Annotated in this window: 30 protein-coding genes; 10 read left to right on the top strand and 20 right to left on the bottom strand. The window is 69.0% G+C overall.

What is annotated here, in order from left to right; translation table 11 throughout:
• Positions 1-209: 209 nt before the first annotated feature.
• On the bottom strand, positions 210-1,526 hold the full coding sequence (locus PBV52_RS22360; protein WP_274240544.1) for a S53 family peptidase: 1,317 nt from the start codon (positions 1,524-1,526) through the stop codon (positions 210-212).
• 235 nt (positions 1,527-1,761) lie between these two features.
• Entirely contained in the window at positions 1,762-2,232 is a 471-nt protein-coding gene (locus PBV52_RS22355; RefSeq protein WP_274240543.1) for a MarR family winged helix-turn-helix transcriptional regulator, read from the bottom strand.
• 185 nt (positions 2,233-2,417) lie between these two features.
• On the opposite strand from PBV52_RS22355, the gene PBV52_RS22350 reads away from it, so the two are divergent.
• Entirely contained in the window at positions 2,418-3,380 is a 963-nt protein-coding gene (locus PBV52_RS22350; protein ID WP_274240542.1) for an alpha/beta hydrolase, read from the top strand.
• 60 nt (positions 3,381-3,440) lie between these two features.
• On the opposite strand, the gene PBV52_RS22345 is transcribed toward PBV52_RS22350, so the two are convergent.
• On the bottom strand, positions 3,441-4,043 hold the full coding sequence (locus PBV52_RS22345) for a TetR/AcrR family transcriptional regulator (protein ID WP_274240541.1): 603 nt from the start codon (positions 4,041-4,043) through the stop codon (positions 3,441-3,443).
• A 90-nt stretch (positions 4,044-4,133) separates the two neighbouring features.
• On the opposite strand from PBV52_RS22345, the gene PBV52_RS22340 reads away from it, so the two are divergent.
• Entirely contained in the window at positions 4,134-5,066 is a 933-nt protein-coding gene (locus PBV52_RS22340) for an oxidoreductase (protein ID WP_274240539.1), read from the top strand.
• A gap of 78 nt (positions 5,067-5,144) precedes the next feature.
• On the opposite strand, the gene PBV52_RS22335 is transcribed toward PBV52_RS22340, so the two are convergent.
• The gene (locus PBV52_RS22335; protein WP_274240538.1) at positions 5,145-5,585 is read right to left on the bottom strand and encodes a hypothetical protein; all 441 of its coding nucleotides are present in this window, start codon (positions 5,583-5,585) and stop codon (positions 5,145-5,147) included.
• 148 nt (positions 5,586-5,733) lie between these two features.
• Here PBV52_RS22335 and PBV52_RS22330 point away from each other — a divergent pair, with 148 nt between their 5' ends.
• The gene (locus tag PBV52_RS22330) at positions 5,734-6,336 is read left to right on the top strand and encodes a PIG-L family deacetylase (RefSeq protein ID WP_274240537.1); all 603 of its coding nucleotides are present in this window, start codon (positions 5,734-5,736) and stop codon (positions 6,334-6,336) included.
• A gap of 19 nt (positions 6,337-6,355) precedes the next feature.
• Here PBV52_RS22330 and PBV52_RS22325 read toward each other — a convergent pair whose 3' ends face one another.
• Positions 6,356-6,703 carry a DUF1330 domain-containing protein gene (locus PBV52_RS22325; protein ID WP_274240536.1) on the bottom strand — a complete coding sequence of 116 codons (348 nt, stop codon included), beginning with the start codon at positions 6,701-6,703 and terminating at the stop codon, positions 6,356-6,358.
• A gap of 264 nt (positions 6,704-6,967) precedes the next feature.
• Here PBV52_RS22325 and PBV52_RS22320 point away from each other — a divergent pair, with 264 nt between their 5' ends.
• Entirely contained in the window at positions 6,968-7,219 is a 252-nt protein-coding gene (locus PBV52_RS22320) for a DUF397 domain-containing protein (protein WP_306801439.1), read from the top strand.
• 200 nt (positions 7,220-7,419) lie between these two features.
• Here PBV52_RS22320 and PBV52_RS22315 read toward each other — a convergent pair whose 3' ends face one another.
• The 5 genes from PBV52_RS22315 to PBV52_RS22295 all read right to left on the bottom strand — a co-directional run bounded on the left by PBV52_RS22315 (position 7,420) and on the right by PBV52_RS22295 (position 10,371).
• A complete protein-coding gene (locus PBV52_RS22315; RefSeq protein WP_274240535.1) occupies positions 7,420-7,872 on the bottom strand; it encodes a hypothetical protein in 453 nt (150 codons plus the stop codon).
• A 36-nt stretch (positions 7,873-7,908) separates the two neighbouring features.
• Positions 7,909-8,763, bottom strand: a complete 855-nt coding sequence (locus PBV52_RS22310) for a helix-turn-helix transcriptional regulator (RefSeq protein ID WP_128432377.1) — start codon at positions 8,761-8,763, stop codon at positions 7,909-7,911.
• Positions 8,764-9,021: 258 nt separating this feature from the next.
• Positions 9,022-9,276, bottom strand: coding sequence for a DUF397 domain-containing protein (locus tag PBV52_RS22305; RefSeq protein WP_274240534.1), 255 nt, complete (start codon positions 9,274-9,276; stop codon positions 9,022-9,024).
• Positions 9,269-9,514: a DUF397 domain-containing protein gene (locus tag PBV52_RS22300; protein ID WP_274240533.1), complete on the bottom strand. Its 246-nt coding sequence runs from the start codon at positions 9,512-9,514 to the stop codon at positions 9,269-9,271. The genes PBV52_RS22305 and PBV52_RS22300 overlap by 8 nt, the downstream gene beginning before the upstream one ends.
• 11 nt (positions 9,515-9,525) lie before the next feature.
• Positions 9,526-10,371, bottom strand: a complete 846-nt coding sequence (locus PBV52_RS22295; protein WP_274240532.1) for a helix-turn-helix transcriptional regulator — start codon at positions 10,369-10,371, stop codon at positions 9,526-9,528.
• A gap of 194 nt (positions 10,372-10,565) precedes the next feature.
• On the opposite strand from PBV52_RS22295, the gene PBV52_RS22290 reads away from it, so the two are divergent.
• The 5 genes from PBV52_RS22290 to PBV52_RS22270 all read left to right on the top strand — a co-directional run bounded on the left by PBV52_RS22290 (position 10,566) and on the right by PBV52_RS22270 (position 14,287).
• A complete protein-coding gene (locus PBV52_RS22290; RefSeq protein ID WP_274240531.1) occupies positions 10,566-11,009 on the top strand; it encodes an ATP-binding protein in 444 nt (147 codons plus the stop codon).
• Positions 11,010-11,108: 99 nt separating this feature from the next.
• A complete protein-coding gene (locus tag PBV52_RS22285; RefSeq protein ID WP_274240530.1) occupies positions 11,109-11,876 on the top strand; it encodes a serine protease in 768 nt (255 codons plus the stop codon).
• Positions 11,877-12,126: 250 nt separating this feature from the next.
• A complete protein-coding gene (locus PBV52_RS22280; RefSeq protein WP_274240529.1) occupies positions 12,127-12,336 on the top strand; it encodes a hypothetical protein in 210 nt (69 codons plus the stop codon).
• Between the two features lie 99 nt (positions 12,337-12,435).
• Positions 12,436-13,380, top strand: coding sequence for an NlpC/P60 family protein (locus PBV52_RS22275; RefSeq protein ID WP_373922021.1), 945 nt, complete (start codon positions 12,436-12,438; stop codon positions 13,378-13,380).
• A gap of 196 nt (positions 13,381-13,576) precedes the next feature.
• Entirely contained in the window at positions 13,577-14,287 is a 711-nt protein-coding gene (locus PBV52_RS22270; RefSeq protein WP_274240527.1) for a phosphatase PAP2 family protein, read from the top strand.
• A 186-nt stretch (positions 14,288-14,473) separates the two neighbouring features.
• On the opposite strand, the gene PBV52_RS22265 is transcribed toward PBV52_RS22270, so the two are convergent.
• The 3 genes from PBV52_RS22265 to PBV52_RS22255 form a co-directional block, all read right to left on the bottom strand.
• Positions 14,474-16,060: an FAD-binding oxidoreductase gene (locus PBV52_RS22265; RefSeq protein ID WP_274240526.1), complete on the bottom strand. Its 1,587-nt coding sequence runs from the start codon at positions 16,058-16,060 to the stop codon at positions 14,474-14,476.
• A gap of 497 nt (positions 16,061-16,557) precedes the next feature.
• Positions 16,558-17,556 carry an inorganic phosphate transporter gene (locus tag PBV52_RS22260; protein ID WP_274240525.1) on the bottom strand — a complete coding sequence of 333 codons (999 nt, stop codon included), beginning with the start codon at positions 17,554-17,556 and terminating at the stop codon, positions 16,558-16,560.
• A 9-nt stretch (positions 17,557-17,565) separates the two neighbouring features.
• Positions 17,566-18,186: a DUF47 domain-containing protein gene (locus PBV52_RS22255; protein ID WP_128432358.1), complete on the bottom strand. Its 621-nt coding sequence runs from the start codon at positions 18,184-18,186 to the stop codon at positions 17,566-17,568.
• 236 nt (positions 18,187-18,422) lie between these two features.
• Here PBV52_RS22255 and PBV52_RS22250 point away from each other — a divergent pair, with 236 nt between their 5' ends.
• Positions 18,423-18,785, top strand: a complete 363-nt coding sequence (locus PBV52_RS22250) for a metal-sensitive transcriptional regulator (RefSeq protein ID WP_274240524.1) — start codon at positions 18,423-18,425, stop codon at positions 18,783-18,785.
• 37 nt (positions 18,786-18,822) lie between these two features.
• Here the strand turns inward: PBV52_RS22250 and PBV52_RS22245 are convergent, their stop codons facing one another.
• From PBV52_RS22245 to PBV52_RS22210, 7 genes are all read right to left on the bottom strand, one after another.
• Complete coding sequence (locus PBV52_RS22245; RefSeq protein WP_274240523.1) at positions 18,823-18,999, bottom strand: hypothetical protein; 177 nt, start codon at positions 18,997-18,999, stop codon at positions 18,823-18,825.
• Positions 19,000-19,109: 110 nt separating this feature from the next.
• A complete protein-coding gene (locus PBV52_RS22240) occupies positions 19,110-19,949 on the bottom strand; it encodes a hypothetical protein (protein WP_274240522.1) in 840 nt (279 codons plus the stop codon).
• A 493-nt stretch (positions 19,950-20,442) separates the two neighbouring features.
• The gene (pstB, locus tag PBV52_RS22230; RefSeq protein WP_274240520.1) at positions 20,443-21,219 is read right to left on the bottom strand and encodes a phosphate ABC transporter ATP-binding protein PstB; all 777 of its coding nucleotides are present in this window, start codon (positions 21,217-21,219) and stop codon (positions 20,443-20,445) included.
• 48 nt (positions 21,220-21,267) lie between these two features.
• Entirely contained in the window at positions 21,268-22,332 is a 1,065-nt protein-coding gene (gene pstA / locus PBV52_RS22225) for a phosphate ABC transporter permease PstA (RefSeq protein ID WP_274240519.1), read from the bottom strand.
• On the bottom strand, positions 22,329-23,333 hold the full coding sequence (gene pstC, locus PBV52_RS22220) for a phosphate ABC transporter permease subunit PstC (RefSeq protein WP_274240517.1): 1,005 nt from the start codon (positions 23,331-23,333) through the stop codon (positions 22,329-22,331). Before pstC ends, pstA begins: the two co-directional genes overlap by 4 nt.
• Before the next feature lie 132 nt (positions 23,334-23,465).
• Positions 23,466-24,596, bottom strand: coding sequence for a phosphate ABC transporter substrate-binding protein PstS (gene pstS, locus PBV52_RS22215; protein WP_274240515.1), 1,131 nt, complete (start codon positions 24,594-24,596; stop codon positions 23,466-23,468).
• 246 nt (positions 24,597-24,842) lie between these two features.
• Positions 24,843-25,268, bottom strand: a complete 426-nt coding sequence (locus PBV52_RS22210; protein ID WP_274240513.1) for an NUDIX hydrolase — start codon at positions 25,266-25,268, stop codon at positions 24,843-24,845.
• Positions 25,269-25,272: the final 4 nt, after the last annotated feature.

The raw sequence follows: 25,272 nt of genomic DNA, 5'->3' as shown, positions 1-25,272 counted from the left end.
TATCACGGCAGGTCACCCCGGGCAATGAGGCCTGAGCGGAACCTGTCGTGTGGTTCCGTCGTTACTCCTCTTCACGCCGGGGGCCGTTTCTGACGGCTGGTCGGGTGAGTGGTCGTGCCCGTGTTCTGCGGGTGAAGGCTATCCCGGCATGGCGAACGGGCCACGGCGGGGTGCCGTGGCCCGTTGCTGTCAGGGCTGGTGACGGAAGGTCAGCCGGTGAAGGCGGCCAGGCCCTGCGGGGTGCCCCAGCCGGTGGGGCCGTCGTAGCCGGAACCGGCGGTGCAGAAGTACGACGTGGAGCAGGTGCCGTTGTTGCCGGAGGTGATGTCGTTGAGGGCGGAGGTGCCTGCGGCGGCGTACGGGAACTGCGCCGGGTAGGAGCCGCTGGACGGGGTGCCCGCGAGGGCGTAGACGCCCGCGATGATCGGGGCGGAGGCGCTCGTGCCGCCGAAGGTGTACCAGCCGGCGGTGACGCCGTAGGAGTCGTAGACCGAGACGCCGGTCGCCGGGTCCGCGACGGCCGAGACGTCCGCGATCATGCGCTTGCCGCAGCCGCTGTCGGTCTGCCAGCTCGGCTTCGCGTCGTACGAGGAGCAGCCGGAGCCGGTGCCTTCGGTGCTGCTCGTCTTCCACACGCTCTCCGTCCAGCCGCGGGACGTGGAGGAGGCGGACAGCTTCGTGCCGCCTACGGCGGTGACGTAGCGGGACGCGGCCGGGTACTCGGAGCCGTAGGCCGAGTCGCCGGCGCTGACGGTGATGGCGACGCCCGGGTGGTTGAAGTACGTGGAGTCGTAGGAGGCGTCGGAGGAGGACTCCGAGCCGCCGTAGCTGTTGGAGACGTACTTGGCGCCCAGCTTGACCGCTTCGTTCACTGCCGTGCCCAGGTCCTCCATGGACGCGGAGGACGCCTCGACCAGCAGGATGTTGCAGTTCGGGCAGGTGGCGCTCGCCATGTCGACGTCGAGGGAGATCTCCTGGGCCCAGCCGCTGTCGGCGGAGGGGAGGGAGGTCGTGGAGCCGGTCTGGCCGACCTTCTTGAAGCAGCCGTTGGCGGTGGTGCAGGCGGAGAGGCCGTAGTTCGAGCGGTACTTGGCGAGATCGGCCTCGGCGTTCGGGTCGTCGTACGCGTCGACGATCGCGATGGTCTCGCCGTCGCCGTTGGAGGCGGCGGCGGACGTCAGGCCGTAGGCGTCCTGGAGGTCGGACGGGCCGTAGCCGGAGGGGGTGGTGGCGTCACCGGCCTTGGGGGTGATGCCGTCCTTGGCCGCCCGCTGCTTCTCGAAGGCGGTGGTGCCGCCGGTCACGCGGACCGAGTTGCAGGCCAGGTCGCCCTTGTGTTTGGGCGTGGCGCAGGGGGTGGCGGTCCAGGTGACCTTCGTGGTGGCGGGGGTGTTCTGCGGGGTGGCGGTCGCGGTGCCGAGTCCGGCGAGGATGAGGGTGGCGGTTGCGGCCGCGGTGGCGGCCGTGGAGGTGAGGTGGCGCCATCTGCCGCGGGTCGTGGGGGAGTTGGGGGTCGTCGTACGCAACGTACAGCCTCCTGTGAGTGGGTGAAGAGGCCTGCGGGTGGGGGGTCCACCGGTGCGGTTCCCGGCGGGGGCGGCGGCCCGCCGATGACTGTCGCTTGTTGAGTACGTGACAACAAGATGAGTTTCGGAATCCTGACTTCCGTATTGCTCAAGGGCGTTGGGGATTGCTGATCAATGGCGCGGGGATGGGCGGGGGATGGCGCGGGGATGGGCGGGGGATGGCCTGGGCTTGACCTCAGTGCTCCGCGACGTTCGTGGTGATCAGGCGGAGCAGCTGCTTGGCCAGTACGTCCTGTTCGGGGGTCAGGCCCATGGCGTCGCCGATGGCGAGCGGGACGGTGGTCGCATGGTCGCGGAGCCGGGCGCCGGTCTCGGTGAGGCGGATGGCGACCGAGCGCTCGTCCTCGGGGCGGCGCTCGCGGCGCAGCAGGCCGCCCGCTTCGAGGCGCTTGAGCAGGGGGGAGAGGGTGCTGGACTCCAGCTGGAGGGCCGCGCCCAGGTCCCGTACGGAGATCGAGTCCTGTTCCCAGAGGGCGAGCATGACCAGGTACTGCGGGTAGGTCAGGCCGAGTTCGTCGAGGAGGGGGCGGTAGCGCGCGGTGACGGCGCGGGAGGCGGCGTACAGGGCGAAGCAGAGCTGGTCGTCCAGGAGGAGGGAGCCTTCCGGGGTTGGTTCTGGGGTTGCTTCGGGGGTTGGGGTCGTCATGGGGGCTCCTGGTGCCTGGGTGCGGGGTGCGGGGTGCGGGGTGCGGGGTGTGGAGTGCTGGGTGTCCTCGACTCTATCGGGAGCTAATCCATCGATCACCAATCAGTTGCGCACGACTAAATAGCGCGCTACTTTCGTATCGTGCCGCCGAATCCGGCCCGGCACCCCGATCCGAGGAGATCGCCATGACCGAGTCCAACCGCCCTGTTCTGGAACCCGCCGCCCAGGCCTTCGTCGAGGCCACCGCGAACCCGCCGTACCTGTTCGACCTCGGCCCGGCGGAGGGGCGCAAGGTCGTCGACGAGGTGCAGTCCGGCGAGATCGCCAAGCCCGCCGTCGACGAGGAGTGGGTCACCGTGCCCGGTGGGCCGACCGGTGAGGTCAGGGCCCGTGTCGTGCGCCCGGCCGGGGCAACCGGCGTGCTTCCGGTGATCATCTACATCCACGGCGCCGGCTGGGTCTTCGGCAACGCCCACACACACGACCGCCTCGTGCGCGAACTGGCCGTCGGTACCGGTGCCGCGGTCGTCTTCCCCGAGTACGACCTCTCGCCCGAGGCCCGCTATCCGGTCGCCATCGAGCAGAACTACGCCGTCGCGCGGTGGGTCGTCGGCGAGGGGGCGGGCAACAACCTGGACGCGAGCCGGATCGCGGTGGCCGGTGACTCGGTGGGCGGCAACATGTCGGTGGCGCTGACGCTGATGGCCAAGCAGCGCGGGGATGTGCCGCTGGTTCAGCAGGTGCTGTTCTATCCGGTCACCGACGCCGCGTTCGAGACCGGGTCGTACCACCAGTTCGCCGAGGGGTACTTCCTGCGGCGGGATGCGATGCGGTGGTTCTGGGACCAGTACACGACCGATGAGGCCGAGCGGGCGCAGGTGACTGCGTCGCCGTTGCGGGCCTCCGTCGAGCAGCTTCAGGGGCTTCCGCCGGCGCTGGTGATCACGGCCGAGGCCGATGTGCTGCGGGACGAGGGGGAGGCGTATGCGAACAAGCTGCGGGAGGCGGGGGTGCCGGTCACCGCGGTGCGGTATCAGGGGATCATTCACGACTTCGTGATGCTGAACGCGCTGCGGGAGACGCGGGCTGCGGAGGCTGCTATCGGGCAGGCGGTCAGTGTTCTGCGTGGTGCGTTCGCCGCGGGCTGAGGGGAGGCTGGAGGGCTGGGGGCGCCATCGCCGTAGGGGTGCGGGTCTGGGCGCTGCCGTTCAGCGGGGCCTCAGGCCGTGCAGCAAGTGGTGGACCAGGCCCTCCACACCGGGCAAGGCCGCATCCGGCGTCAGCCAGCCGGCCGCGATGAAGCCGGCCATGCCGTGGAGGGCGGCGCCCGTGACGAGGTTGAGTTCCTCGGGGTCGCCCTCGATGATCTCGCCGCGCTTCTGGGCGTCCGCGAGGACCCGTTCGAGGCTCCCGACCGTGCGCTGGACCGCGGTGGTCATCTGCTCCGAGGCGTCCGGGTCGTGCTTGCGGGCGTACATGAGCTCCAGGAGCTCGGCGTTGTCGATGGCGAAGGTGAGATAAGCCCGGGCCAGGGCGGTGAGCCGGGGTTCCAGCGGGAGCGCCGGGTCCTCGGCGGCGTCCAGGGCCTGGGCCAGCCGCTCGTACCCGGCCAGCGCCAGGGCGTTGAGCAGTGCCTGCTTGTCCTTGAAGTGCCGGCCCGGGGCGGCGTGGCTGACGCCGACCTCGCGGGCCAGTTCGCGGAGCGAGAGGGAGCCGACGCCCTTTTCACGCAGGGTGCGTTCCGCGGCGGCGAGCAGGGCGGAGCGCAGGTCTCCGTGGTGGTAGGGACGACTCTCGGGCATGCGCACCATCGTAGCTTGATGTTGTCGGCGCCATCATTGTTGACGTCGTCACCATTGTTGTCATTGACAGCATTGTTGCCGCCGCCTACATTCGAGGGTATGGCTGACAAGACGAAGAAGCAGACGTGGGACGCGAACCGCCTCCCCGACCTCGCCGGCCGCACGGCCGTCGTCACCGGTGCCAACAGCGGCATCGGCCTCACCGCGGCCGACGCGCTGGCCCGGGCCGGCGCGCACGTCGTGTTCGCCGTACGCGACCTGGAACGGGGGCGGGCAGCGGCGGCGACGGTGAACGGCAGCACGGAGGTGCGGCGCCTGGATCTGGCTGATCTGTCGTCCGTGCGGGAGTTCGCGGACGGCTGGCAGGGGCGGCCGCTGGACCTGCTGATCAACAACGCCGGCGTGATGATGCTGCCGCAGCAGCGGACGGCGGACGGCTTCGAGATGCAGTTCGGTACGAACCATCTGGGCCACTTCGCGCTGACGAACCTGTTGCTGCCCTACGTCACCGACCGGGTCGTGACGTTGTCGTCCGGTGCCCACCGCTGGTTCGGCGCGAGGATCCGCTTCGAGGACCTGAACTGGGCGTCCGGCTACGACCCGAACCGCGCGTACGCCCAGTCGAAGCTGGCGAACCTGCTTTTCACCCTGGAACTCCAGCGCCGCCTCGCGGAGTCCGGCTCCCCGGTCCGCGCCCTGGCGGCCCACCCCGGCTACGCCGCGACCAACCTCCAGAGTCACGCGGGGAGTCCGGTGATGCGTGGGTTCATGAAGATCGGCAACAGGCTCTTCGCCCAGGACGACAGGGCGGGGGCGCTGCCTACGTTGTACGCCGCCACTCAGGACCTCCCCGGTGCGAGCTACGTCGGCCCCGACGGGCTGGGCGAGATGCGGGGTGCGCCGACGCTGGTGGGGCGGACGGCGTCGGCGAGTGACGCGGGGGTGGCGCGGCGGTTGTGGACGGCGTCGGAGGAGCTGACGGGGGTTGGTTGGCCGGCGGAGCGGGTGGGGCGGGTGGCGGCCGAGCGGTAGTGCACGCGCCCGACCGCCACGCTTACTTCGCCTGACGCCACGCGCACTTCGCCCGGCGCCGCGCTTGGTTCCCCCGGGTCACGACTCCGGCTGGGTCACGGTCAGCGCCCACCGGATGTTGTCCGCCGAAGCGTCGACGGCCACCTGGAAGGAACCGGCACGCACCACGCCGGGGTCCATGCTCACCGAGCCCACGCCGGCCTCTCCGGCCTCTCCGGCCGGACAGTCGACCGAGAACGCGGCGACCTCGGTGCCCTGCGACTGCATGGTCACCCGCACATCGCCGCCGCCCTCGCACGCCACGGTGAGCACGGTCGGCAGACTCTCCCAAACGCCCGCCGACACGACACCGCCGTCCCCCGTCCACTCCTGCACCCACACCAGGCCCTCCGGCCCGGGATGGGGCAGCAGCACCTCGCCCGACGCGGCAGCGGGCACCGCCCCGAGGCCGGTCAGCCCGCAGGCCGCCAGTGCGGTCATGGCGAGGGCTCGACTGGTCCGTCTCGTGGTTGTTCTCATGGTTGTTCCCCCTGGTGTTGATCGGTCGTGTGTGTTGATCGGTCGTGGCGCCACAGTCTGCCGTGGCGGATGACCTTGCGCCTGAGTTTTCGTACTCAGGGGTAGGTAGGGGGCAGGGGCGTAGGGCATTCTCGGAGGTGATCGTTCTATGCCGCAGCCGAGCCTGCTCGCCGTCTTCGCCCACCCGGACGACGAGTCCCTGTCCTCGGGCGGAGTCCTCGCCCGGCACGCCGCCGCAGGCGCTCGCACCGCGGTCGTGACGGCGACCTGGACCCCGGACACCGGGCGCGGCGCCGAACTCGCCGAGGCGCTGCGGATCCTCGGCGCCGGTGAGCCGCGGATGCTCGATGCGCCGCTGGACGAGGCGGTGGGCCGGCTGGTCGCTCATATACGGCAGTTCCGCCCGCAGATCGTGGTCACCCACGATGCCTACGGCGGCGTAACCGGCCATCCCGACCATGTGCACACCCACCGCGTGACCACGCTCGCGTTCCAGGCGTCCGGCCTCGAGCGCCTCTACCCGGACGCCGGTTCCCCCTGGCAGCCCAGCTCCCTCTACCTGGCCACGCACCCGCACTCGGCCCTCGGGGCGCCCGTACTGGCACATCGCAGCGAAGTGGAGCGAGGGGCGGCGCCGGGCCTGCTCGCCGGGTTTGCGCGGGACGTGCGGGAGCGGTTCCTGTCCACCGAGTGGTACATCCGGCAGGACGCGGTGCCGTCCGTGTCGGCCCAGACGGAACTGACCCCTTGAGCGACTGCAGCGCTGAGCGCTACTCGGCCGCCAGTGTCTCCCGTATGGCCTTCGCCGTGGTGGCCGGGTCGTAGTCCTCTGCGACGCCCTCGACCAGGATGATGTCGCCCTCGATGTGCCGGGCGCGCAGGGGCGCGATCTCCTGGTAGGCGGGAGAGTCCCACCACGCCCGCGCCTCGGCGATCCCGGGGAAGCCGATCATCACGACAGCCCCGGGCCAGCTGCCCTCCTTGGTCTCGTGCAGCGTGGCGTGCACCAGGAAGCGGCCGCCGTACGGCTCGAAGGTGGCGGTGATGCGCTCGATGTACTCGGCGACCTCCGGGTGCGGGGTGGCGTTGCGGAGGTGGGCGATGGCGTAGGCGGGCATGGCGTCCTTCCGGTCGGTCGGGCTTCCTGTGCGCGCGTTGTGCTCCCGTTGCTCACGAGCGTGGCATGAGGGCCCGCCGGCATCGATTACCTGCCGGGTCATGCGGCGCCGACTCGTGGCGAAAAGGCCTCGGGTGCGGGGCCGGGTCTGTTGAGGGGCGGGGCGCTGTGGGTACAACCTCTGTGCGCGCTGGGCCGTCGGGCGCTTTCTCCTGCTCGAACGCGGCCCGTCCCTGGGCTGGGAGCCGTTCCACAGTACGGGCTTGTGGCATGCGGTTGGGAGGAGGCGGTGTTGGCTGAGGAGAATGCCTCGATTGCGTGGCAGAAGAGTAGTTACAGCGCGGACGGTAGCGGCGGCAACTGCTGTGAGGTCGCCCTTCTCGAGGCTGAGGTCCGGGTACGCGACGCGAAACTCCCCGAGCGAGCGGTCCTCCGTTTCTCCTTGTCTGCCTGGCGGGTCGCGGTAGCGTACTTCGGCAGGACGCCGTCCGCCGGAGGCAGCCATGAACAGTTGTGATCCAGCCGATCGAGGCGTGCCCCCTCAGCGCGGCCGGGGTGAGTTGGCGAGCTACTGCGTGGTGACGGGGCTGGTCGCCGCGGCGGCCGGTGCGGGGGCGTCGCTGCTGGGCGGGGACCTCGTCGTCCGGTTCGTGGTGTGGGCGCTGGTCCTGCTTCTGGTGGCAGCGGTCGCCGGCTGGTGGTGGGCACGGGCGCCCGTTACCGCTCATCGGTGGACGGTGCGTCTTTTGGTGCGTCCGGCAGTGAAGGCCGTACCGCCTCGAACGCCTTTGCGAAAGTCCTGACCAGTAGTACGGCCGCACTGAAACTGCCCACCACGCATGCCTCGGGCGGGATGCCCATGCGGACACCCGCGTACGCCACCAGGGTCAGGGTGGCCGAGGAGAACACGGCCAGGGCGGTCAGGTTGCGCAGCACCCGTATCAGGTCGTCCGTGTGCGCCCTTCTGCGGCGTATGGCGTCGTCCGTGTCGTCGTGACGCAGGCGCCGCAGGCGTGCGCAGGCCTCGTCGCTGGTGATGCCCTGCGCGGTGAGAGGACCGGGCACCGACGGCTCGCGGGCGGGCGCCCGTTTCACCGGCCGGGTGGTCGTGCCGGAGGAGCGGCCGACGTCCGAACGCCGGTCCTTTCGCCTCCGTTTCTCGTTCGCCATGGCCTGTGTGCCCCCGTCGGTGCCTGGTCGTCGGATTCAGGAACGGTTCAATTGGCCGAGCAGTTCGTCCAGGAGAGCGACCGACGCGTCCTGGCTCAGCGCCTTGTCGGTCAGGTCCTCGAAGCACTCCTGGTAGCGGGCGACCATCTCGCGGTTGTCCCGGTTGGTGAGGACGCCGCCGGGGCCGGCCAGGTACAGGACGTCCTCGTCGTCGCGGTAGCCGAAGAGGACGAAGCTGTCCTCCAGGCTGTCGTGAGCGCCGGCGCTGAGTGGCAGGACCTGGAGCTTGATTCTCTGAGTGCCCGTCAACTGCCTGATGTGACTGAGCTGGTTGCGCATGACGCCGGGGCCTCCGACGAGCCGGCGCAGCGCGGACTCGTCGACGATCATGGTCACGGCCGGGGCCCCGTCCGCGAAGACGCGTTCCTGCCGGGCCGTCCTGAGGTCGATACGGCGCTGGACCTCGGTGGCGGCGGGTGACGCGGCGAAGAGGGCGCTCATGTAGTCCGTGGTCTGGAGCAGGCCGGACACCAGGGTGGGGTGGTATGCGCGGATGGAGTCCGCCGCGCTCTCGTAGCCCAGGAACTGCGCGAAGGGGGGCGCGATGATGTCGTTGTACTCCGACCACCATGACTGGCCCTTGCTGCCTCGCGCCGCCTGCTCCAGCTCCGCGACGAGTGCCTCGTCGGTGACCTCGTACAGGCGGAGCATCGCCTGGAGGTCGGTGACGGACAGGCTCACGGTGCCCGCCTCGATTCGGATCACCTTTGACAGCGACCAGTCAAGGCGGTCGGCGGCATCGCGTTGTGTCAGGCCCGTCTTGTCGCGCGCGGCCTTCAGTGCGAGGCGCAGTTTTCGCCGGTTCAGGCTTGGGTCGGAGGCGGTGGGCATGGGACTCCTTCTGGGGCGCGCTGACCGCGCCTCAGTGCTGCCTGCCACGCGACCAGCTGTTGTCGGGCATGGTCGGGCGCAGCGGTCCGCGCCCGACCCTAACCCTATGAGCAGTCCCGGGTGGTAGCACTTGGCCACATTCGAATGGGGTACACCCAAACAGGTACACTCCGATCGAACAGCGTCAGAGTGAAACTTCCCGAAAAGCCATATGTCGAATCGACCGCTGGGCACTCGCCACCTGCAGTGTGATGAACGTCACATGGGCGTCGGGTTCTCGTTGATCCCCTCGACGAAGTGGTCGAACTCTCCCGCCTGTACGCCCAGTACGAAGGCGTCCCACTTGCGGCGGTTGGTGGTGACCACGTTGTCCGGGGCGCTGGTCTCGCGGATGTAGACGGGGGCGTCGCCGTCGTCGCCCTCGCCGAAGGCGATCTCGATCCAGGGGCCCGGGCCGGTGGCGTCGGGAGGGGCGGCTCGTTCCCAAGTGAGGTTCGGGGGGATCTCAGCCACGGGGGGATTCCTCTTTGAGGGTGATGAGGAGGGCGGTGAAGGAGGCCAGGGTGGCGTTGAGTATGGCGCCGGTGGGGTCGCTGCTTTCGGTGAGGTGGATCGTTTCGGTGGAGGCGGCTATGTGGACGCAGGAGGCTCCTTCGGAGCAGTAGGAGGACTTCTGCCAGGTGCGGGCCACATGGACACAGGAATCGCCTTCGCCGCAGAACGACGACTTCTGCCAGGCGGGCTTGGTCATCTCGGTTCCCTTCACAGGTTGTGGGCGATGGAGCGGATGAGGTCGCGCGATTTCTCCGCCGGGAGGCACTTCGTCTCCATACGGTCGAGTAGTACGCGGTACTTGCTGAGCTGGGCCTCGGCATCGAGGAACGCCGGGCCGTGGGACTGGTCGAGGTGGACCGTGTCGAGCTGGGGTACAGGACCGCTGGAATAGAAGATCGACTGGCCCGATCCCGGGAAGCCTCCGGCGGCGAACGGGAGCACCTTGATGGTGATGTGGTCTTGCTCGCTCATGTCCAGCAGGTGCTGCAGCTGCGCCCGCGCGATCGCAGGGCCACCGAACTCCATCCGCAGAGCAGCCTCGTGGATGAGGGCGAGATAGGGGGCCGGCGAATCCCGGAAGACCACGGCCTGCCGCTTGATGCGAAACGAGACGCGGTGCTCGATGTCGGGCGGTGAGAGGGCGGGCACGACCTGGCGGAACAGCTCGCGCGCGTGGTCCGTGGTCTGGAGCAGGCCGGGAATGTGGACCGTGATGGCTGTGTGCAGGCGCATCGCGTGGTGCTCGACCTCGGCCAGGTCGAGCAGGGCGCTGGGCAGGATCTCGCGGTACTCCTCCCACCAGCCTCGCGTACGGTCGCCCGTCATCCCGACCAGCGCCTTGACGAGGTCTGTGTCCGAGCAGTCGTAATTGCAGGCCACGGTGCGTACGCGCTCGGCGCTGACGCCCGCGCGTCCGGCCTCCATGTTGCTGATCTGGTTCGGCTTGACGCCAAGGAGTTGACCGGCCTCCGCGGCTGTGAGACCTGCGCGCTCTCGCAGTTTGCGCAGCTCAGTGCCCAAGCGGAGTTGACGACCCGTTGGATTGCTTCTCACGGGCTTGCCCGCCTCCTTGCCGTGGCGTGTCACTCACATGAGTGGTGTATCAGGGATTTAAGGGGAACCGTTTAATGAGTTACATGAGCGTCGCTAGCTTATTAGCAGGCGACCCCGCCCAGAAGTGCACCGCCCGACGGGGCGGCACCGCCACTGGGTCACCACCCAACTCCCCACCGTGATCGGAGACTTCCGTGGTCACCGTATCCCCGTCCTGGGCCTACACCCTTCAACTCCCGCACGATCCACGCGCACCGGGGATCGCCCGCGCAACCCTCCGCACCGTCCTCGCCGCCCACGGCCTCACCGACCTCGCCTCCACCGCCGAGCTCCTGGCCTCCGAACTCCTCACCAACGCCCACCGCCACACCACCGGCCCCTACGCCCTCCGGGTACGCCCGATGGAACCCGGCCGCCTGCGAGTCGCCGTGTGGGACACGGACCCGAGAGTCCCGCCCGGATTCGCTGCCGAAGGTGGCCCTGTGGGCGTGCCCCCTTATGACGCGGAGCACGGTCGCGGCCTGCATCTTGTGCGGGCCTGCGCCGACGCGACCGGCGTCTCGGTGCTGCGGGAACTGGGGGCTTCGGGGGGCGGGAAGTTGCTGTGGGCCGAGTGTCAGTGGGGTGGCCTACTGTGAAGGGGACGAGAACTGGCTGGCCGACCCCGAGGACGCCGCGCTGGCCGTCCGCACGGCGTCTGACGCTTCTCTCACCTTCGTGGGTCACAGTGGCCCGCGATGAAGCGCATCGCCCGGACCTCCCGTCTCTCCCTGTACGCCGTCAGCCTCCTGCTCGCCCTCACCGCGGCCTCCGCGGCTGACGACGCCGGCACAGGTCCCTTCGGCGTGACTTCCGTCGCCGCGGCGACGGCGCGGAGCGCGCGGGTCGGTGCCCTGTTCGCGGCGGACCGTCGTGACCGCCTCCGCGGCGGTCACTTCTGCACCGCGTCCGTCGTGCACAGCCCGCACCGGGACCTCATCGTCACCGCCGCCCACTGCCTGAGCGGAAGGAAGCGCGAGCTCGTGTTCGTGCCGGGGTACGGGGACGGCGAGGCGCCGTACGGGGTGTGGAAGGTCGGGAAGCGGTTCCTGGCGGAGGCGTGGAAGGAGCGGCGGGACGAGGACAGCGACGTGGCGTTCTTGACGGTGGAGGACCGGGGTGGTGAAGGCGTCGAGGATGTGGTGGGTGGCAATCGGTTCGCCACGGACACGGCCACCGGGGCCACGGCGGTGACCGTCACCGCCTACCTCAACGCCCGGGAGCAGCCGGTCAGTTGCACCAACAAGCCGCGCCTCCGCAGTCGTACGCAGCAGCGCATCGCATGCCCCGGCTTCAGCGGCGGGAGCAGCGGGAGTCCCTGGGTCAACGGGGACGGGGAGGTCGTGGGCGTGCTCGGTGGGCATGACAATGGCGGGGTGTCGGCGGACATGTCCAACAGCGTGGTGTTGGGCGAGGGGGCGGCGGAGTTGTACGAGGAAGCGGAAAGGGGTTCCCCGTCGAACTGATCTCTGTGGCAAGGTCAGTTCGGTGGAGGCGCGCATATATAGGCCCGTACACGCTGCTCGCGCGGCTCGGGGCGGGCGGTGCCGAGGCGGTGTCGCAGGACCTCCGGGCGGCGGTGGCGGCCGGGCTGGCGTACGCCCTGGATCGTGGCCCTGGCCGTCGCTGTGGTGGTCGGAACGGGGACCGCGTGGCGTTGCGGACGCTGCAGGACGGGCAGGACGGCTCGCAGGCGCGGGGAGTGCAAGCAGGTCGGTGCGGTCAGCGCGCCGATGGAGCTTCAGTGACGTCGAACTGGTCTATCCCGACGACTTCCAGGAGCACACGGCCTCGGGCAAGGCGTATGAGGCGATTCCCGTCGCCAAGGACCCGGGTGACTGGACGGTCGTCTTCTGCCACGTCCTGGGCAGTCCGACGAACTACGAGAGCATCGGTTGCCACGGGTTCCGCGTGGGAAGCTCCTAAACTGGCGCGGGCGGACTCCCGGCGGGCGAGGGGCGGTTGACGGTGCGTAAGGCATGGATCGTGGCGGGTGCCGCTGTCGCGGCGGGGCTCAGCTTCGTGATGCTGCTCGTCGTCGGGGTCTATATCGTCGCCGGGAACCTCGCCAACGGGGTGGGCGGCGGGGCCAAGACCCTTGCCAAGGGGGCTGTGCCGGCCGCGTATCAGGCGCTCGTGCAGAAGTGGGGCAATATGTGCCCCGCGATCAATCCCGCCTTGCTCGCCGCCCAGCTGTACCAGGAGAGCGGGTTCAACCCGAAGGCCCAGAGCCCTGCGGCCGCGCAGGGCATCGCGCAGTTCATCCCGGGCACCTGGGCCACGCACGGCGTGGACGGCGACGGCGACGGCGACCGTGACGTATGGGATCCGAATGACGCGATTCCGTCGGCCGCGTCGTACGACTGCAAGCTCGCCTCGTACGTGAAGGACGTTCCCGGCGACCCGACGAGGAACATGCTCGCGTCCTACAACGCGGGGGCGTACGCGGTCATCAAGTACGGGGGTGTGCCGCCGTACAAGGAGACCCAGAACTACGTGAAGACGATCACGACTCTGGAGGAGAGCTTCGCCGCGCCCGTCACCCGTGTCGACCCCAGCAAGCAGGCCGCCAGTGCCATCTACTACGCGCAGAAGAAGCTCGGCACGCTCTACCTCTGGGGCGGTGACGGTACTGCTGCGGACGGTGGGCGGTTCGACTGTTCGGGGTTGACGAAGGCCGCGTACGAGAGTGTGGGGATCTCGTTGCCGCGGGTCGCCAACGATCAGTACAACGCGGGGCCGCATCCGGACAGGGATGAGTTGTTGCCCGGGGATCTGGTGTTCTTCTCGGACGACCTCACCAACTCCCGGGCCATCCGGCATGTCGGTATTTATGTCGGTGGCGGGTACATGATTGACGCCCCGAGAACGGGTGCTGTGATCCGGTTCGACCCGATCGACACCCCCGATTACTTCGGGGCGACGCGGGTTACCGAAGATGGCGCGAAAGCGCTGCCCACGGCGGTGTAGACGGAGCGTGAACCCACCCCCTGAGCTGCAGCGATGGGTATCTCTTCGATAACGTCTGCGTGATCATTCAGTGGAGTGTGGAACGTATCCACAGGGGCCGTGCGTTCCTGGTGTAGTAGCCGGATCACAACCACGGGGGTGGGCGGAGCGGCGTACGCAAGATGCGCCGGAGAGACGACGAAGGGGCCGCAGCATCATGGCTGGACTCGCAGAATCCGGGTCGAACCCCGACGTCGATCTGCTCTACGACATCAATGGCCTGGCCAAGGATGCGCCGCGCTGGTTCGACCGGGTCATCGAGTACGTCGGTGAGTACGGGCTGGTGCTCGCCATGATCCTGCTCGTGGTGTGGTGCTGGTGGTCCGTGCGGCGGCGGGGCGCGGAGGACGCCGCCTCGTCCGTGGCCGCGCTCGTGTGGGCGCCGCTCGCCGCGGCGATCGCGGTGCTCGTGAATGTGCCCATACGGGGATTCGTCGAGCGGCCTCGGCCGTTCAACGACCACCAGGGGCTCGAAGTCCTGGTGTCCGGCAAGACCGACTACTCGTTCGTGAGTGATCACGCGACGATCGCCATGGCCCTGGGGGTCGGGTTGTTCGTCGCGAACCGGAAGTTCGGGCTGGTCGGGATCGGGCTCGCGTTGCTCGAAGGGTTCTGCCGGGTCTACATGGGCGTGCACTATCCGACTGATGTCGTCGGTGGGTTCGCGCTCGGTACGGCGGTCGCGCTGTTGCTGTCGCCGCTGGCCATGGCTCTGCTGACGCCCGTGATGGCCGCGATCGAGCGGTCGCCGAGGGGTGGGTGGCTGATCAGGTCGCGGGGGTTGTCCCGGGCGGGTGGGCAGGACGCGTTGATTCCGGGGGCTCGCAAGGAGTCGGCGGGGGCTGCGGAGCGGGACCTCGCGGCGTAGCGCTCCGCCGGCTGTTGACTGTGCCGATATGCGGCTCCGCCCGGGGGGGAGGGGAGCCGCGATGTGTCGTCTGATGTCTGCCGCGCCGTCCGTCGTGGCTGGTCGCGCCCGCGCGGCGGAGCAGCATGTCGATCACTGTCCCGCGCCACGGCCCCGCGCCCCTTACGGGCGCAGTACCGCGCCGGGTTACAGCGCCTGCGGGTACGTGAAGAACTTCTCCGGGTCGTACTGCTTCTTCAGCCTCGTCAGGCGCGCCGCCGCGTCCCCGTAGTACGCCTTGCGCCAGTCCGTCAGAGTCGGGTCGGTGTAGTTCTGGTACGCGGCGCCCGAGGCGTACGGCCGCATCGCGTCGTGGGCCGACTTCAGCCACGCCTGGGCCGTGGAGCCCGTCGTGCCCGCGCGCCAGGAGGCGATGTACTGGGCCAGCATGCGGGAGCGGCGGTGCACGAAGGCCGTCGCGGTGGGGGAGACGCGGTTGACGGCTCCGCCGAGGGCCGTGAGCGCGATGCTGCCGGAGCCGCCGCGGACCGACTGCATCTGCTTCAGCAGGGTCTGGATGCCTGCGGATGACAGGGAGCGGTCGAAGAAGTCCGACTTCGCCGTGTACGTTTCGCGGCTCAGTGCGCCCTGGGGGGAGCGGCCGGGGGTGGAGCCGGGGAGGTGGCACTGCGCGTCGGCGGAGAACGACGAGCAGCCGGCGTAGAGCTCCATCGACTCCTCGTACGAACGGCGCTTGAGGACGACGTTGCTCGCGGGGCCGGGGCCGCCGGGGCGGTCGGCCAGGCGGTCCACCGCGTTCTGGAGTTCGCCGTAGGTGCCCAGGCAGAACGCGGCGACGGAGATGGTGGGGGTGCCGCCCGCGTGGTTCGAGATGCTCAGGGCCGACCAGATCTCGTCGGGCTGGGTCGGGCCCCACTCCTGCCAGGCCTTGATCAGCGTGGCCGCCTTCGACCAGGGCCAGGTCATGTACGCCGTTACGGCCTGGGGGGCGGGGTGGGTCTTGAACTGCAGTTCCGTCACGACGCCGAAGTTGCCGTTGCCGGCGCCGCGCAGGGCCCAGAAGAGGTCTTTGTGGGTGGTGGCGTTGGCGGTGAGCTGCTTGCCGTCGGCGGTTATCAGGGTGGCCTGGGTGAGGCTGTCGCAGGTCAGGCCGTAGGCGCGGGAGGTGACGCCGTGGCCGCCGCCGAGGGTGAGGCCGGAGACGCCGACGGTGGGGCAGGAGCCGGCGGGGATGGTGGTGCCCTTGGCGGCGAGGGCTCGGTAGACGTCGATGAGCTTGGAGCCGGCGCCGACGACTGCGGTGTTGCCCGAGGCGCGGATGCGGTTGAGCTTGGAGACGTCGATGATCAGGCGGTTGTTGCCGGAGGACCAGCCTGCGTAGGAGTGGCCGCCGTTGCGGATGGCGACGTGGAGGTTGTGGGCTCGGGCGTAGGCGAGGGTGGTGCGGATGTCGTCGGGGTGGGCGACGTAGGCGACTGCGGTGGGCTTCAGGGAGTCGAAGCGGGTGTTGTAGAGCTGGTGGGCCGATTTCCAGTCGGCGTCGCCCGGGCGGATGAGGGGGCCGTCGAGGTCTTGGGCCAGGGCGGTCCAGTTGGCGGGGGCGGAGGAGGCGGCGGTGGTGGATCGGGTGGCGGTGGTTTGTGTGCGGGTGGTTGTGTCTGCGCCCGTGCCTGCGCTTGCGCCTGTGCCGGTGTCTGATTTGCCGTTGCAGGCGGTTGCTGCCAGGGCGGTGAGGGCTGCTGCGCCGCCGCCGATGAAAGTACGCCGTTCCATGTCGCCTCCTGGGGGTTACGTGGAACGAGACGAGGTGGTGGGGGGCGGGGTTCCCTGGTGCGGGGGGCGTTCGTGTGCGGGCCTGGGGATTCTCGCCCCCGCCGCCCCTACCCGTCCCATCCCGAAGGGGCGCTGCCCCTTCGACCCCGCCAGGGGGCTGCCGCCCCCTGGACCCCCGCTTCGGCCCTGAACGGGCCTCGTCCTCAATCGCCGGACGGGCTGAACGACGCGGACCGGCGCCGAGAGGTGGGGTCCTCTCCGGGGTGGGTGGGGGGCAGGGATGGTCGTGGTCGTGCTTCAGTGCCGGACGGGCTGAGATGCACGGACCGGTGCTGGAAGGTGATCACTTCCCGGCGCCAGGTCCGCAGCTCTCGGAACGTGGACGGAGTCGCCCTCCCCGGACGGCGCCTGCAAGAACCCCAGGTGCACGACCCCGAACGCCGCCGCTTTCACCCCGGCCGCGCGGCGCTGACCGGGCCCCCGTCCCAGGACGGCGTCTACAAGAACGCCAGGTTCACGACGCCGAAAGCCGCCGCTGCCACCGCCGCCGCTGCCGGCATGGTGATGAACCAGCCCAGGACGATGTTCTTGGCCACGCCCCACCGCACGGCGTTCACCCGCTTTGTCGCGCCCACGCCCATGATCGCGGAGGTGATGACGTGGGTCGTGGAGATCGGGGCCTTGAAGAGGAAGGCTGTGGTGAACATGATCGACGCGCCGGTCGTCTCCGCGGCGAAGCCCTGGGGCGGGTCGAGTTCGATGATCTTGCGGCCGAGGGTGCGCATGATGCGCCAGCCGCCGGCGTAGGTGCCGAGTGACAGCATCACGGCGCACACGATCTTGACCCACACCGGGATCGGGTCGCCGTAGTCCTCGACGTCGGCGATGACCAGGGCCATGACGACGATGCCCATCGTCTTCTGCGCGTCCTGCAGGCCGTGGCCCAGCGCCATGCCGGCGGCCGAGACCGTCTGTGCGATACGGAAGCCCCGCTTGGCCTTGTGCGGATTGGCGCGTCGGAAGATCCACATGATCGCCGTCATCACCAGGTAGCCCGCGCACAGGCCGACGATCGGCGACACGAACATCGGGATGACGACCTTCTCCAGGACGCCGTGCCAGTACACCGTCGTCCCGCCGGCCAGAGCCGCTCCCACCATGCCGCCGAACAGGGCGTGCGAGGAGGACGACGGCAGGCCGAAGTACCAGGTGACGAGGTTCCAGGTGATCGCGCCCACCAGGGCGGCGAAGAGAATGCCCATTCCCTTCGAGCCCTCGGGTGTCTGAATCAGGCCCTCACTGACCGTCTTGGCCACGCCCGAACCCAGGAAGGCACCGCCGAGATTCATCACCGCGGCCATCGCCAGCGCGGCCCGCGGTGTCAGCGCGCGCGTCGAGACGGACGTGGCGATCGCGTTCGCGGAGTCGTGGAAGCCGTTGGTGTACGTGAAGAAGAGCGCGACGCCGATGGTCGCGACCAGCGCAAAGGTGTCCATGGGTGGGTCTCAGGACTCCTTGACGGCGATGGTCTCCACCGTGTTCGCCACGTGCTCGAAGGCGTCCGCCGCCTCTTCCAGCACATCCACGATCTGCTTGAGTTTGAGGACCTCGATCGCGTCGTACTTGCCGTTGAAGAGGTGGGCGAGGAGCTTGCGGTGTATCTGGTCGGCCTGGTTCTCGAGGCGGTTGACCTCGATCCAGTACTCGGTGAGGTTGTCCATCGTGCGCAGGTTCGGCATCGCCTCGGCCGTCAGCTCGGCCGCGCGCGACAGCACCTCGATCTGCTGCTCGACGCCCTTGGGCAGTTCCTCGACGTTGTAGAGGACGACCAGGTCGACGGCCTCCTCCATGAAGTCCATGATGTCGTCGAGGCACGATGCGAGGTTGTAGATGTCCTCGCGGTCGAACGGCGTGATGAACGAGGAGTTCAGCTGGTGGAAGATCGCGTGTGTGGCGTCGTCACCTGCGTGTTCCGCGGCCCGCATACGCTCTGCGATCTCGGCCCGGCCGGCGGTGTCCGCCCCGAGCAGTTCCATCAGGAGTTTCGAGCCCGTGACGATGTTGTCCGCGGATGCGGCGAACATGTCGTAGAAGCTCGTCTCCCGGGGGGTCAGACGAAATCGCACGTGGGGTCCTCAAGAAGCATCGGTTTCGGTCAGGCTGATGCTAGGCGCATCATCCGGCCACGGCTAATGGGCCGTCCTCCAGTGTCGCCCATCAGGCACAGTGGTCGGCACGGGGGCTGCCCAGTGGTCCAGTCCAGCGGCCGTTCGCGGCATCGGCCACAGGCCCTATACCCAGCAAAGTTCGGTACGATATACCCAGTAGGGGTATATGAAGCGGTTTACGTCTGGAGGACGCGATGACGACCACCGAGGCCGGCGCGGGCGTGCCCTCCGAGGCGGAGGGCGCACCCGCCGTCGTGACCGACCACGACCGCGGCGTCCACGGCTACCACAAGCAGAAGGACGAGCACCTCAAGCGCCTGCGCCGGATCGAGGGCCAGATCCGGGGCCTGCAGCGGATGGTCGACGAGGACGTCTACTGCATCGACATACTCACGCAGGTGTCCGCCTCCACCAAGGCCCTGCAGTCCTTCGCCCTGCAGCTGCTGGAGGAGCACCTCCGCCACTGCGTCGCCGACGCGGCCCTCAAGGGCGGTGCGGAGATCGACGCCAAGGTGGAAGAAGCGACGAAGGCGATCGGGCGACTGCTGCGGACCTGAGAGCGACGGCTGCCGATCTGAGAGTGGCTGAGAATGCTCACTCGCCCGACGGGTCCCGTTCCTCCGCGACTCTCAGCACCTCGTCGATGCTCTCCAGGCTGAGCCGGTCCTCGCGGGCGGTCGACGCCGCGATGATCAGCTCCCCGCACAGCTCGATCTCGGCGAGGGCGACGTGGTCCTGAACTGCCGTACCGCCGACCGGAGCCACGTGCATCACCTCTTCTCTGCCGTTACCGACTTCCTAGAGTAGGCAGCGGCCTACACGCCGCGCATGGCACGGACGGGCTAGTTCTCGACGCCCGTCACGCACGCATACGCCGACCCTCACTCCTCGGCGATCTTGCCCGCGTAGATGTCGTTGCCGTCCGGCAGCCGTACGTCGACGGGGGCCCCGAAGTCGTACAGCAAGGTCGTCGAGGCCACGGCGACGGCGTTGTTCTGCTGTCCGTTGACGAAGCTGAAGCGGTGCCGGACCTTGCGGATCCGGCCGGACTCGTCGAGGTAGACGTCGAACGGCACCTGATCCGTGGCGAACCCTTTCGCCGCCGCGGCCAGCGGTTCCTTGTTCCCGTCGGACGCGTCCTGAGCGGCAATCCCCAGGTCAGCCGTGCCCCGGTAGTGCCGCACCGGCGTCCCGGCGATCTCGTCCTCACCCACATACGTCGCCGTCCGCGCCCCGCGCAGCACCTCGGCGGCGGCGAACGGATCGGTGGCCCCGCCGGTGACGAGGTTGCCGTCGGAGAGGGACCGCGTCTCGACGCGCACCCATTTGTCGGTGGGTACGCCGGCGCCTCGGTTCTTCATGAACAGGGCCCCGGGAGCGAGGAGTTCCCTGATCGGCCGGTGGTCGGGGGTGCCGGCGGGATCCTGCGGCAGCAGGACCTTCAGCTCCCCGAGCTGCTTGCGGAAGTCGTACACGCCCTCGCCGCGGATGGTGACGCGGGTGCCGCCGGTGGCCATCTCCATGGAGGTACGGGCCTTGGCGCTCCGGGCGCCGACGAGCGCGTCGGCGGCGCTCCGCACCGTCTGTACGGCCTCGCCCTCGCGCGCGTCCTCGGCCGCGGCGCCGCGCTCCGCGCATCCGCTGCCCGCCAGACAGACACACAGGACCCCAGCCGCAACGCCCGCCCCGCGCCTCCGCTTGTGCTGCTGCCGCTCCGTCATCGCCTGCCTACCCCCAGCCGGTACGTCCGTCACGGGCCCCCTTCGTTCCGGTTAACGACGGGTAGGTGCCCTCGTCACGCACGCGGGGGCGTTGCGCTTACTTGCCCTGGGTAACGTTGTCGGTGTGGCGCAGAAGGACGGACCGAGCTCTTCCCGAAATCACGGCGACCCCTTGGCCCACCGCACGACGACGGTGGAGAAGGGCCCCTTCTGCACAGCCCAGTGCAGCTGCGGCTGGCGAGGGCCGGCGAGACGCGCGCGGAGTCTGGCGCGGACGGACGCGGAAGGGCATGTGAGTGGTTGAGACGGTGGTAAGGAGGCGGTGAGGAGGCGGCGCTGCGCCTCCCGGGACGCCTTCCGAGATGCCTCCCGAGATGCCTTCCACCTACAGAGACGGGCCCGCCCCCCGGAAGCCAGGGGGCGGGCCCTTTATCTGCCTCGCGGTGGCACCGCCATGCAGCACCGCGAGGGGTTTGTGTCGCCTGGTGGCGGATCAGCCGAAGCGGCCGGAGATGTAGTCCTCCGTGGCCTGGACCGACGGGTTGGAGAAGATGCGCTCCGTGTCGTCTATCTCGATCAGCTTGCCGGGCTGGCCGACGGCGGCGAGGTTGAAGAAGGCAGTGCGGTCCGAGACACGCGCCGCCTGCTGCATGTTGTGCGTCACGATGACGATCGTGAAGCGTTCCTTCAGCTCGCCGATCAGGTCCTCGATGGCGAGCGTGGAGATCGGGTCCAGGGCCGAGCAGGGCTCGTCCATCAGCAGGACCTTGGGCTCCACCGCGATCGCCCGCGCGATGCACAGACGCTGCTGCTGGCCGCCGGAGAGGCCCGAACCGGGCTTGTTCAGGCGGTCCTTCACCTCGTTCCAGAGGTTCGCGCCCTTGAGGGACTTCTCCACGACCTCGTCCAGCTGCGACTTCTTGTACTTGCCGTTGAGCCGCAGGCCGGCCGCGACGTTGTCGTAGACGGACATGGTGGGGAAGGGGTTCGGCCGCTGGAAGACCATGCCGACCTCACGCCGTACGGCCACCGGGTCGATTCCGGCGCCGTACAGGTTCTCGTCGTCGAGCAGCACCTTGCCCTCGACGCGGCCGCCCGGCGTGACCTCGTGCATCCGGTTGAGGGTGCGCAGGAAGGTGGACTTGCCGCAGCCGGAGGGGCCGATGAAGGCGGTGACGGAACGGGGCTCGACGGTCATCGAGATGTCCTCGACGGCCAGGAAGGAACCGTAGTAGGCGTTGAGGCCGCTGACATCAATGCGCTTGGCCATGTAGATCACTGCTTCTTTCGGGGGGATTCGGGTCGCTGATTGGCCGCGTCAGCGGCCCGTCTTCGGTGCCTTCCAGCGGGCGATACCGCGAGCCACCAGGTTGAGGATCATGATGAAGGCGATCAGCACCAGTGCCGCCGCCCATGCACGGTCGTACGCCGGACCCTGACCACCACTGTTCGCGAACTGCAGGTAGATGTAAACCGGCAGCGACCCCTGCGGGTCCTGGAACGGGTTGGCGTTGATGAAGTTCGTCACCCAGACCAGCAGCAGCAGCGGAGCGGTTTCGCCGGTGATGCGGGCGACCGCGAGCATCACGCCCGTGGTGATACCGCCGATGGAGGTCGGCAGAACCACCTTGAGGATGGTGCGCCACTTCGGCACGCCCAGCGCCAGCGAGGCCTCGCGCAGCTCGTTCGGGACGAGCTTGAGCATCTCCTCGGTGGAGCGGACGACCACCGGCAGCATCAGGATGGACAGCGCCATCGAGCCGGCGAAGCCGGAGTAGCCCATGCCCAGGATGATGATCCACAGGCTGAGGATGAACAGACCCGCGACGATCGACGGGATACCCGTCATGACGTCGACGAAGAAGGTGATGGCCTTGGAGAGCTTGCCGCGGCCGTACTCGACCAGGTAGATGGCGGTCAGCACACCGATCGGCACGGAGATCACGGTGGCGATGCCGACCTGCTCCAAGGTGCCGAGGATGGCGTGGTAGATGCCGCCGCCGGGCTCGGTGTCGGCGACCACACCCATCGAGTGGCTGAGGAAGTAGCCGTCGAGGACCTTCACGCCGCGCTTGACGGTCTCGTAGATGAGGGAGGCCAGCGGGATGACGGCGAGGAGGAACGCGACCCAGATCAGGCTGGTGGAGATACGGTCCTTGGCCTGCCGGCGGCCCTCGACACGTGCGGAGATGCCGTACGACCCGATGATGAACAGCAGCGCGGCGATCAGCGCCCACTGGATGCTGCTGTCCAGCCCGGCGGCGGCGCTGATGCCGAGGCCGAGGGCGACCGAGCCCGCGGCGACGGCCCAGGCGAACCACTTGGGCAGGGTGGCGCCCTTGAGGCTGCTCGGGCGCTGGTCGGAGAGAGTTGCGTTGCTCATGCGTTGGCCCCCGAGAACTCCTTGCGCCGCTCGATGATGATGCGGGCGGTGCCATTGACCAGCAGGGTGATGACGAAGAGCACCAGACCGGAGGCGATGAGCGCGTCACGGCCGTTCTCGGTGGCCTCGTTGAACTTGCTGGCGATGTTCTGGGCGAAGGTGCCGCCGCCCGGGTCGAGCAGACTGGCGTTGATGTCGAAGGTCGGCGACAGGACCATGGCGACCGCCATCGTCTCGCCGAGCGCGCGGCCGAGGCCCAGCATCGACGCGGAGATGACACCGGAGCGGCCGTAGGGCAGGACCGACATCCGGATGACCTCCCAGCGCGTGGCGCCGAGGGCCAGGGCGGCCTCCTCGTGCATCTGCGGAACCTGGCGGAAGACCTCGCGGCTCACGTTGGTGATGATCGGCAGGATCATGATCGCGAGCAGGATGCCGACGGTGAGCAGCGCGCGCGGGGCGCCGCCGCTCCACTCGAAGATGCCGGTCCAGCCGAGGTACTCGTCCAGCCAGCCGTACAGGCCGTCCAGGTTCGGTACCAGGACGAGGGCGCCCCACAGGCCGTAGACGATGGACGGCACGGCGGCGAGCAGGTCGATCACGTACGCGATGGGGCCGCCGAGCTTGCGCGGGGCGTAGTGCGTGATGAACAGGGCGATGCCGATGGAGACCGGAACCGCGATGGCCAGCGCGATGACCGACGACACGACGGTGCCGAAGGCCAGGACGGCGATGCCGAAGACCGGCGGCTCGCCGGTGGGGTTCCACTCGAAGGTGGTGAAGAAGTTGGCCTCGTCCTTGCTGATCGCATGGGAGGCGCGAAGGCTGAGGAAGACGGCGATGGCCGCCATGACGACCAGCAGGAAGATGCCCGATCCGCGGGAGAGCGCGAGGAAGATCCGGTCTCCGGGGCGGGTGGCGCCGCGGGCGGCACGCTTCTGCTCGGTCGTGGGCGGCTCGGGTGTGGGGGGCGACGCAGTGGTCTTGGTTGATATATCCATCGGGTTCTCCGGTCTGCGGAGCCGTCGGGTCCGACGACTCTGGAGCGGAGCCGTAGCGGGTGGGCAGCGGCTCCTGGCGGCGGTGCACCGGACGGTGCGGCCCGCTCCCGTGTGGAGCGGGCCGCACTCAGGTCAGCTCAGGCCCGAGACGGTGCTGCGGACCTTCGTGATGAGCTCGTCGGGGACCGGGGCGTAACCGGCTTCGGTCAGCACACCCTGGCCGTCCTCGGAGGAGATGTAGGAGAGGAAGGACTTGACGGCGGGGAGGGTCTCCGCCTTGTTGCCCTTGTCACAGACGATCTCGTACGTGACCAGGGTGATCGGGTAGGCGCCCTCGGCCTTCGGCGTGTAGTTCAGCTCCAGCGCCAGGTCCTTGCCCGTGCCGACGACCTTGGCCTCGGAGATGGACTTGGTGGCGTTGTCGGTGGTGGCCTCGACCGGCTCGGCGGCACCCGTCTTGATCTTGACGGCCTTCATGCCGTCCTTCACGTACGACAGCTCCATGTAGGAGATCGCACCCGCGGTCTGGGTCACCTGCTGCGCCACACCGGAGGAGCCGGAGGCGGACTGGCCGCCCTTGGCCTCCCACGACTTGCTGTGCTCGTACTTCCAGTCGCTGGGGGCGGCGGCACCCAGGTACTTGGTGAAGTTGTCCGTGGTGCCGGACTCGTCCGAGCGGTGGAACGCCTGGATCTTGAGGTCGGGAAGCTTCGCGTCGGGGTTCAGCTTCTTGATGGCCGCGTCGTTCCAGTTGGTGATCTTGCTGTCGAAGATCTTGGCGAGGGTCGGGGCGTCCAGGACGAGGCTGTCGACACCCGGCACGTTGTAGCCGACGCCGATCGGGCCGACGACCATGGGCAGGTCGATGGCCTGGCCGCCGCCCGTGCAGGCGGTCTTCTTGGACTCGGTGATCTCCTCGGCCTCCAGCGCGGAGTCCGAACCGGCGAACGCGGTCTGACCCTGGAGGAAGGCGGTGACGCCGGCGCCCGAACCCGTCGGGTTGTAGTTGAGCTGCACGCTCTTGCAGGCCGCCGTGTACTGCTTGACCCAGGCGTCGATCGCGTTCTTCTGCGCGGAGGAGCCGGAGGCCTGCAGCTGGCCGCTGGCGTCGCCGCAGTCGATGTTGCCGGCCTTGGCGGTCGACGTGGAGTCGCCGCCGGTGTTCCCGGTGTCGTCGGAGCCGCACGCCGTGAGGGCCAGGGCGCCGGAGACGGCGAGAGCGCCGAGAGCGAGTGCCCGCCGGTTCTTGCGCTGAAGCTTCACTTGAGGGAGTTCCTTCCAGGAGCCGCCGTCCTGAATTCGGCGGCGTGCGAAGAATGGGCGACGCGGCCGCGTCCCGTCGGGCGCGATCCGTCATCGTGCAAGGCCGAAATTAGGCAGTACAGGTGAAGGCGCCGAAGGGCGTAAATGAACGAGGGGTGAACCCCTGGGGACGGTGCGGTGAGGTCACGGAACGCTTACGTTGAGGACACGGGTGCATTCCGAGGCTTTGTGGCGGGTTGTAGCGGACTATGCCAGGCGCAGCGACTTCAGCAGGGCGTCCACGAGGTCGCGGTCCCTCTGCTGGGTCAGCCGGCCCCGCGCGGCCGTGGGGGAGAGCCACAGCAGGCGGTCCACCTCGTCGCTCGGGGCGAATGAGCCGGGACCGGCCTCGGCCGCCCAGTAGCGGACCTCCTTGGGGCGGCCGTTCGCCTGGTACCGCAGCGTCGGCAGCGCGGCGCCCAACCGGGCCGAGTGGCCTGTTTCCTCCGCGACCTCGCGCAGGGCTCCGGCGAGGGGGTCCTCGCCGCGCTTCAGCTTGCCCTTGGGGTGGGACCAGTCGTCGTATTTCGGCCGGTGGATCAGGCATATCTCCAGCTCACCGTCTACCGGCGAGCGGCGCCACAGGACGCAGCCCGCCGCGTGGACGGTGGTGAGGTCATGGGCGTGAGTCACCGGG

It is taken from the genome of Streptomyces sp. T12, from assembly GCF_028736035.1.
Lineage (GTDB): Bacteria > Actinomycetota > Actinomycetes > Streptomycetales > Streptomycetaceae > Streptomyces.
Note: the sequence above shows the minus strand (reverse complement) of the source record. Positions and strands in the feature narration are given on the sequence as shown.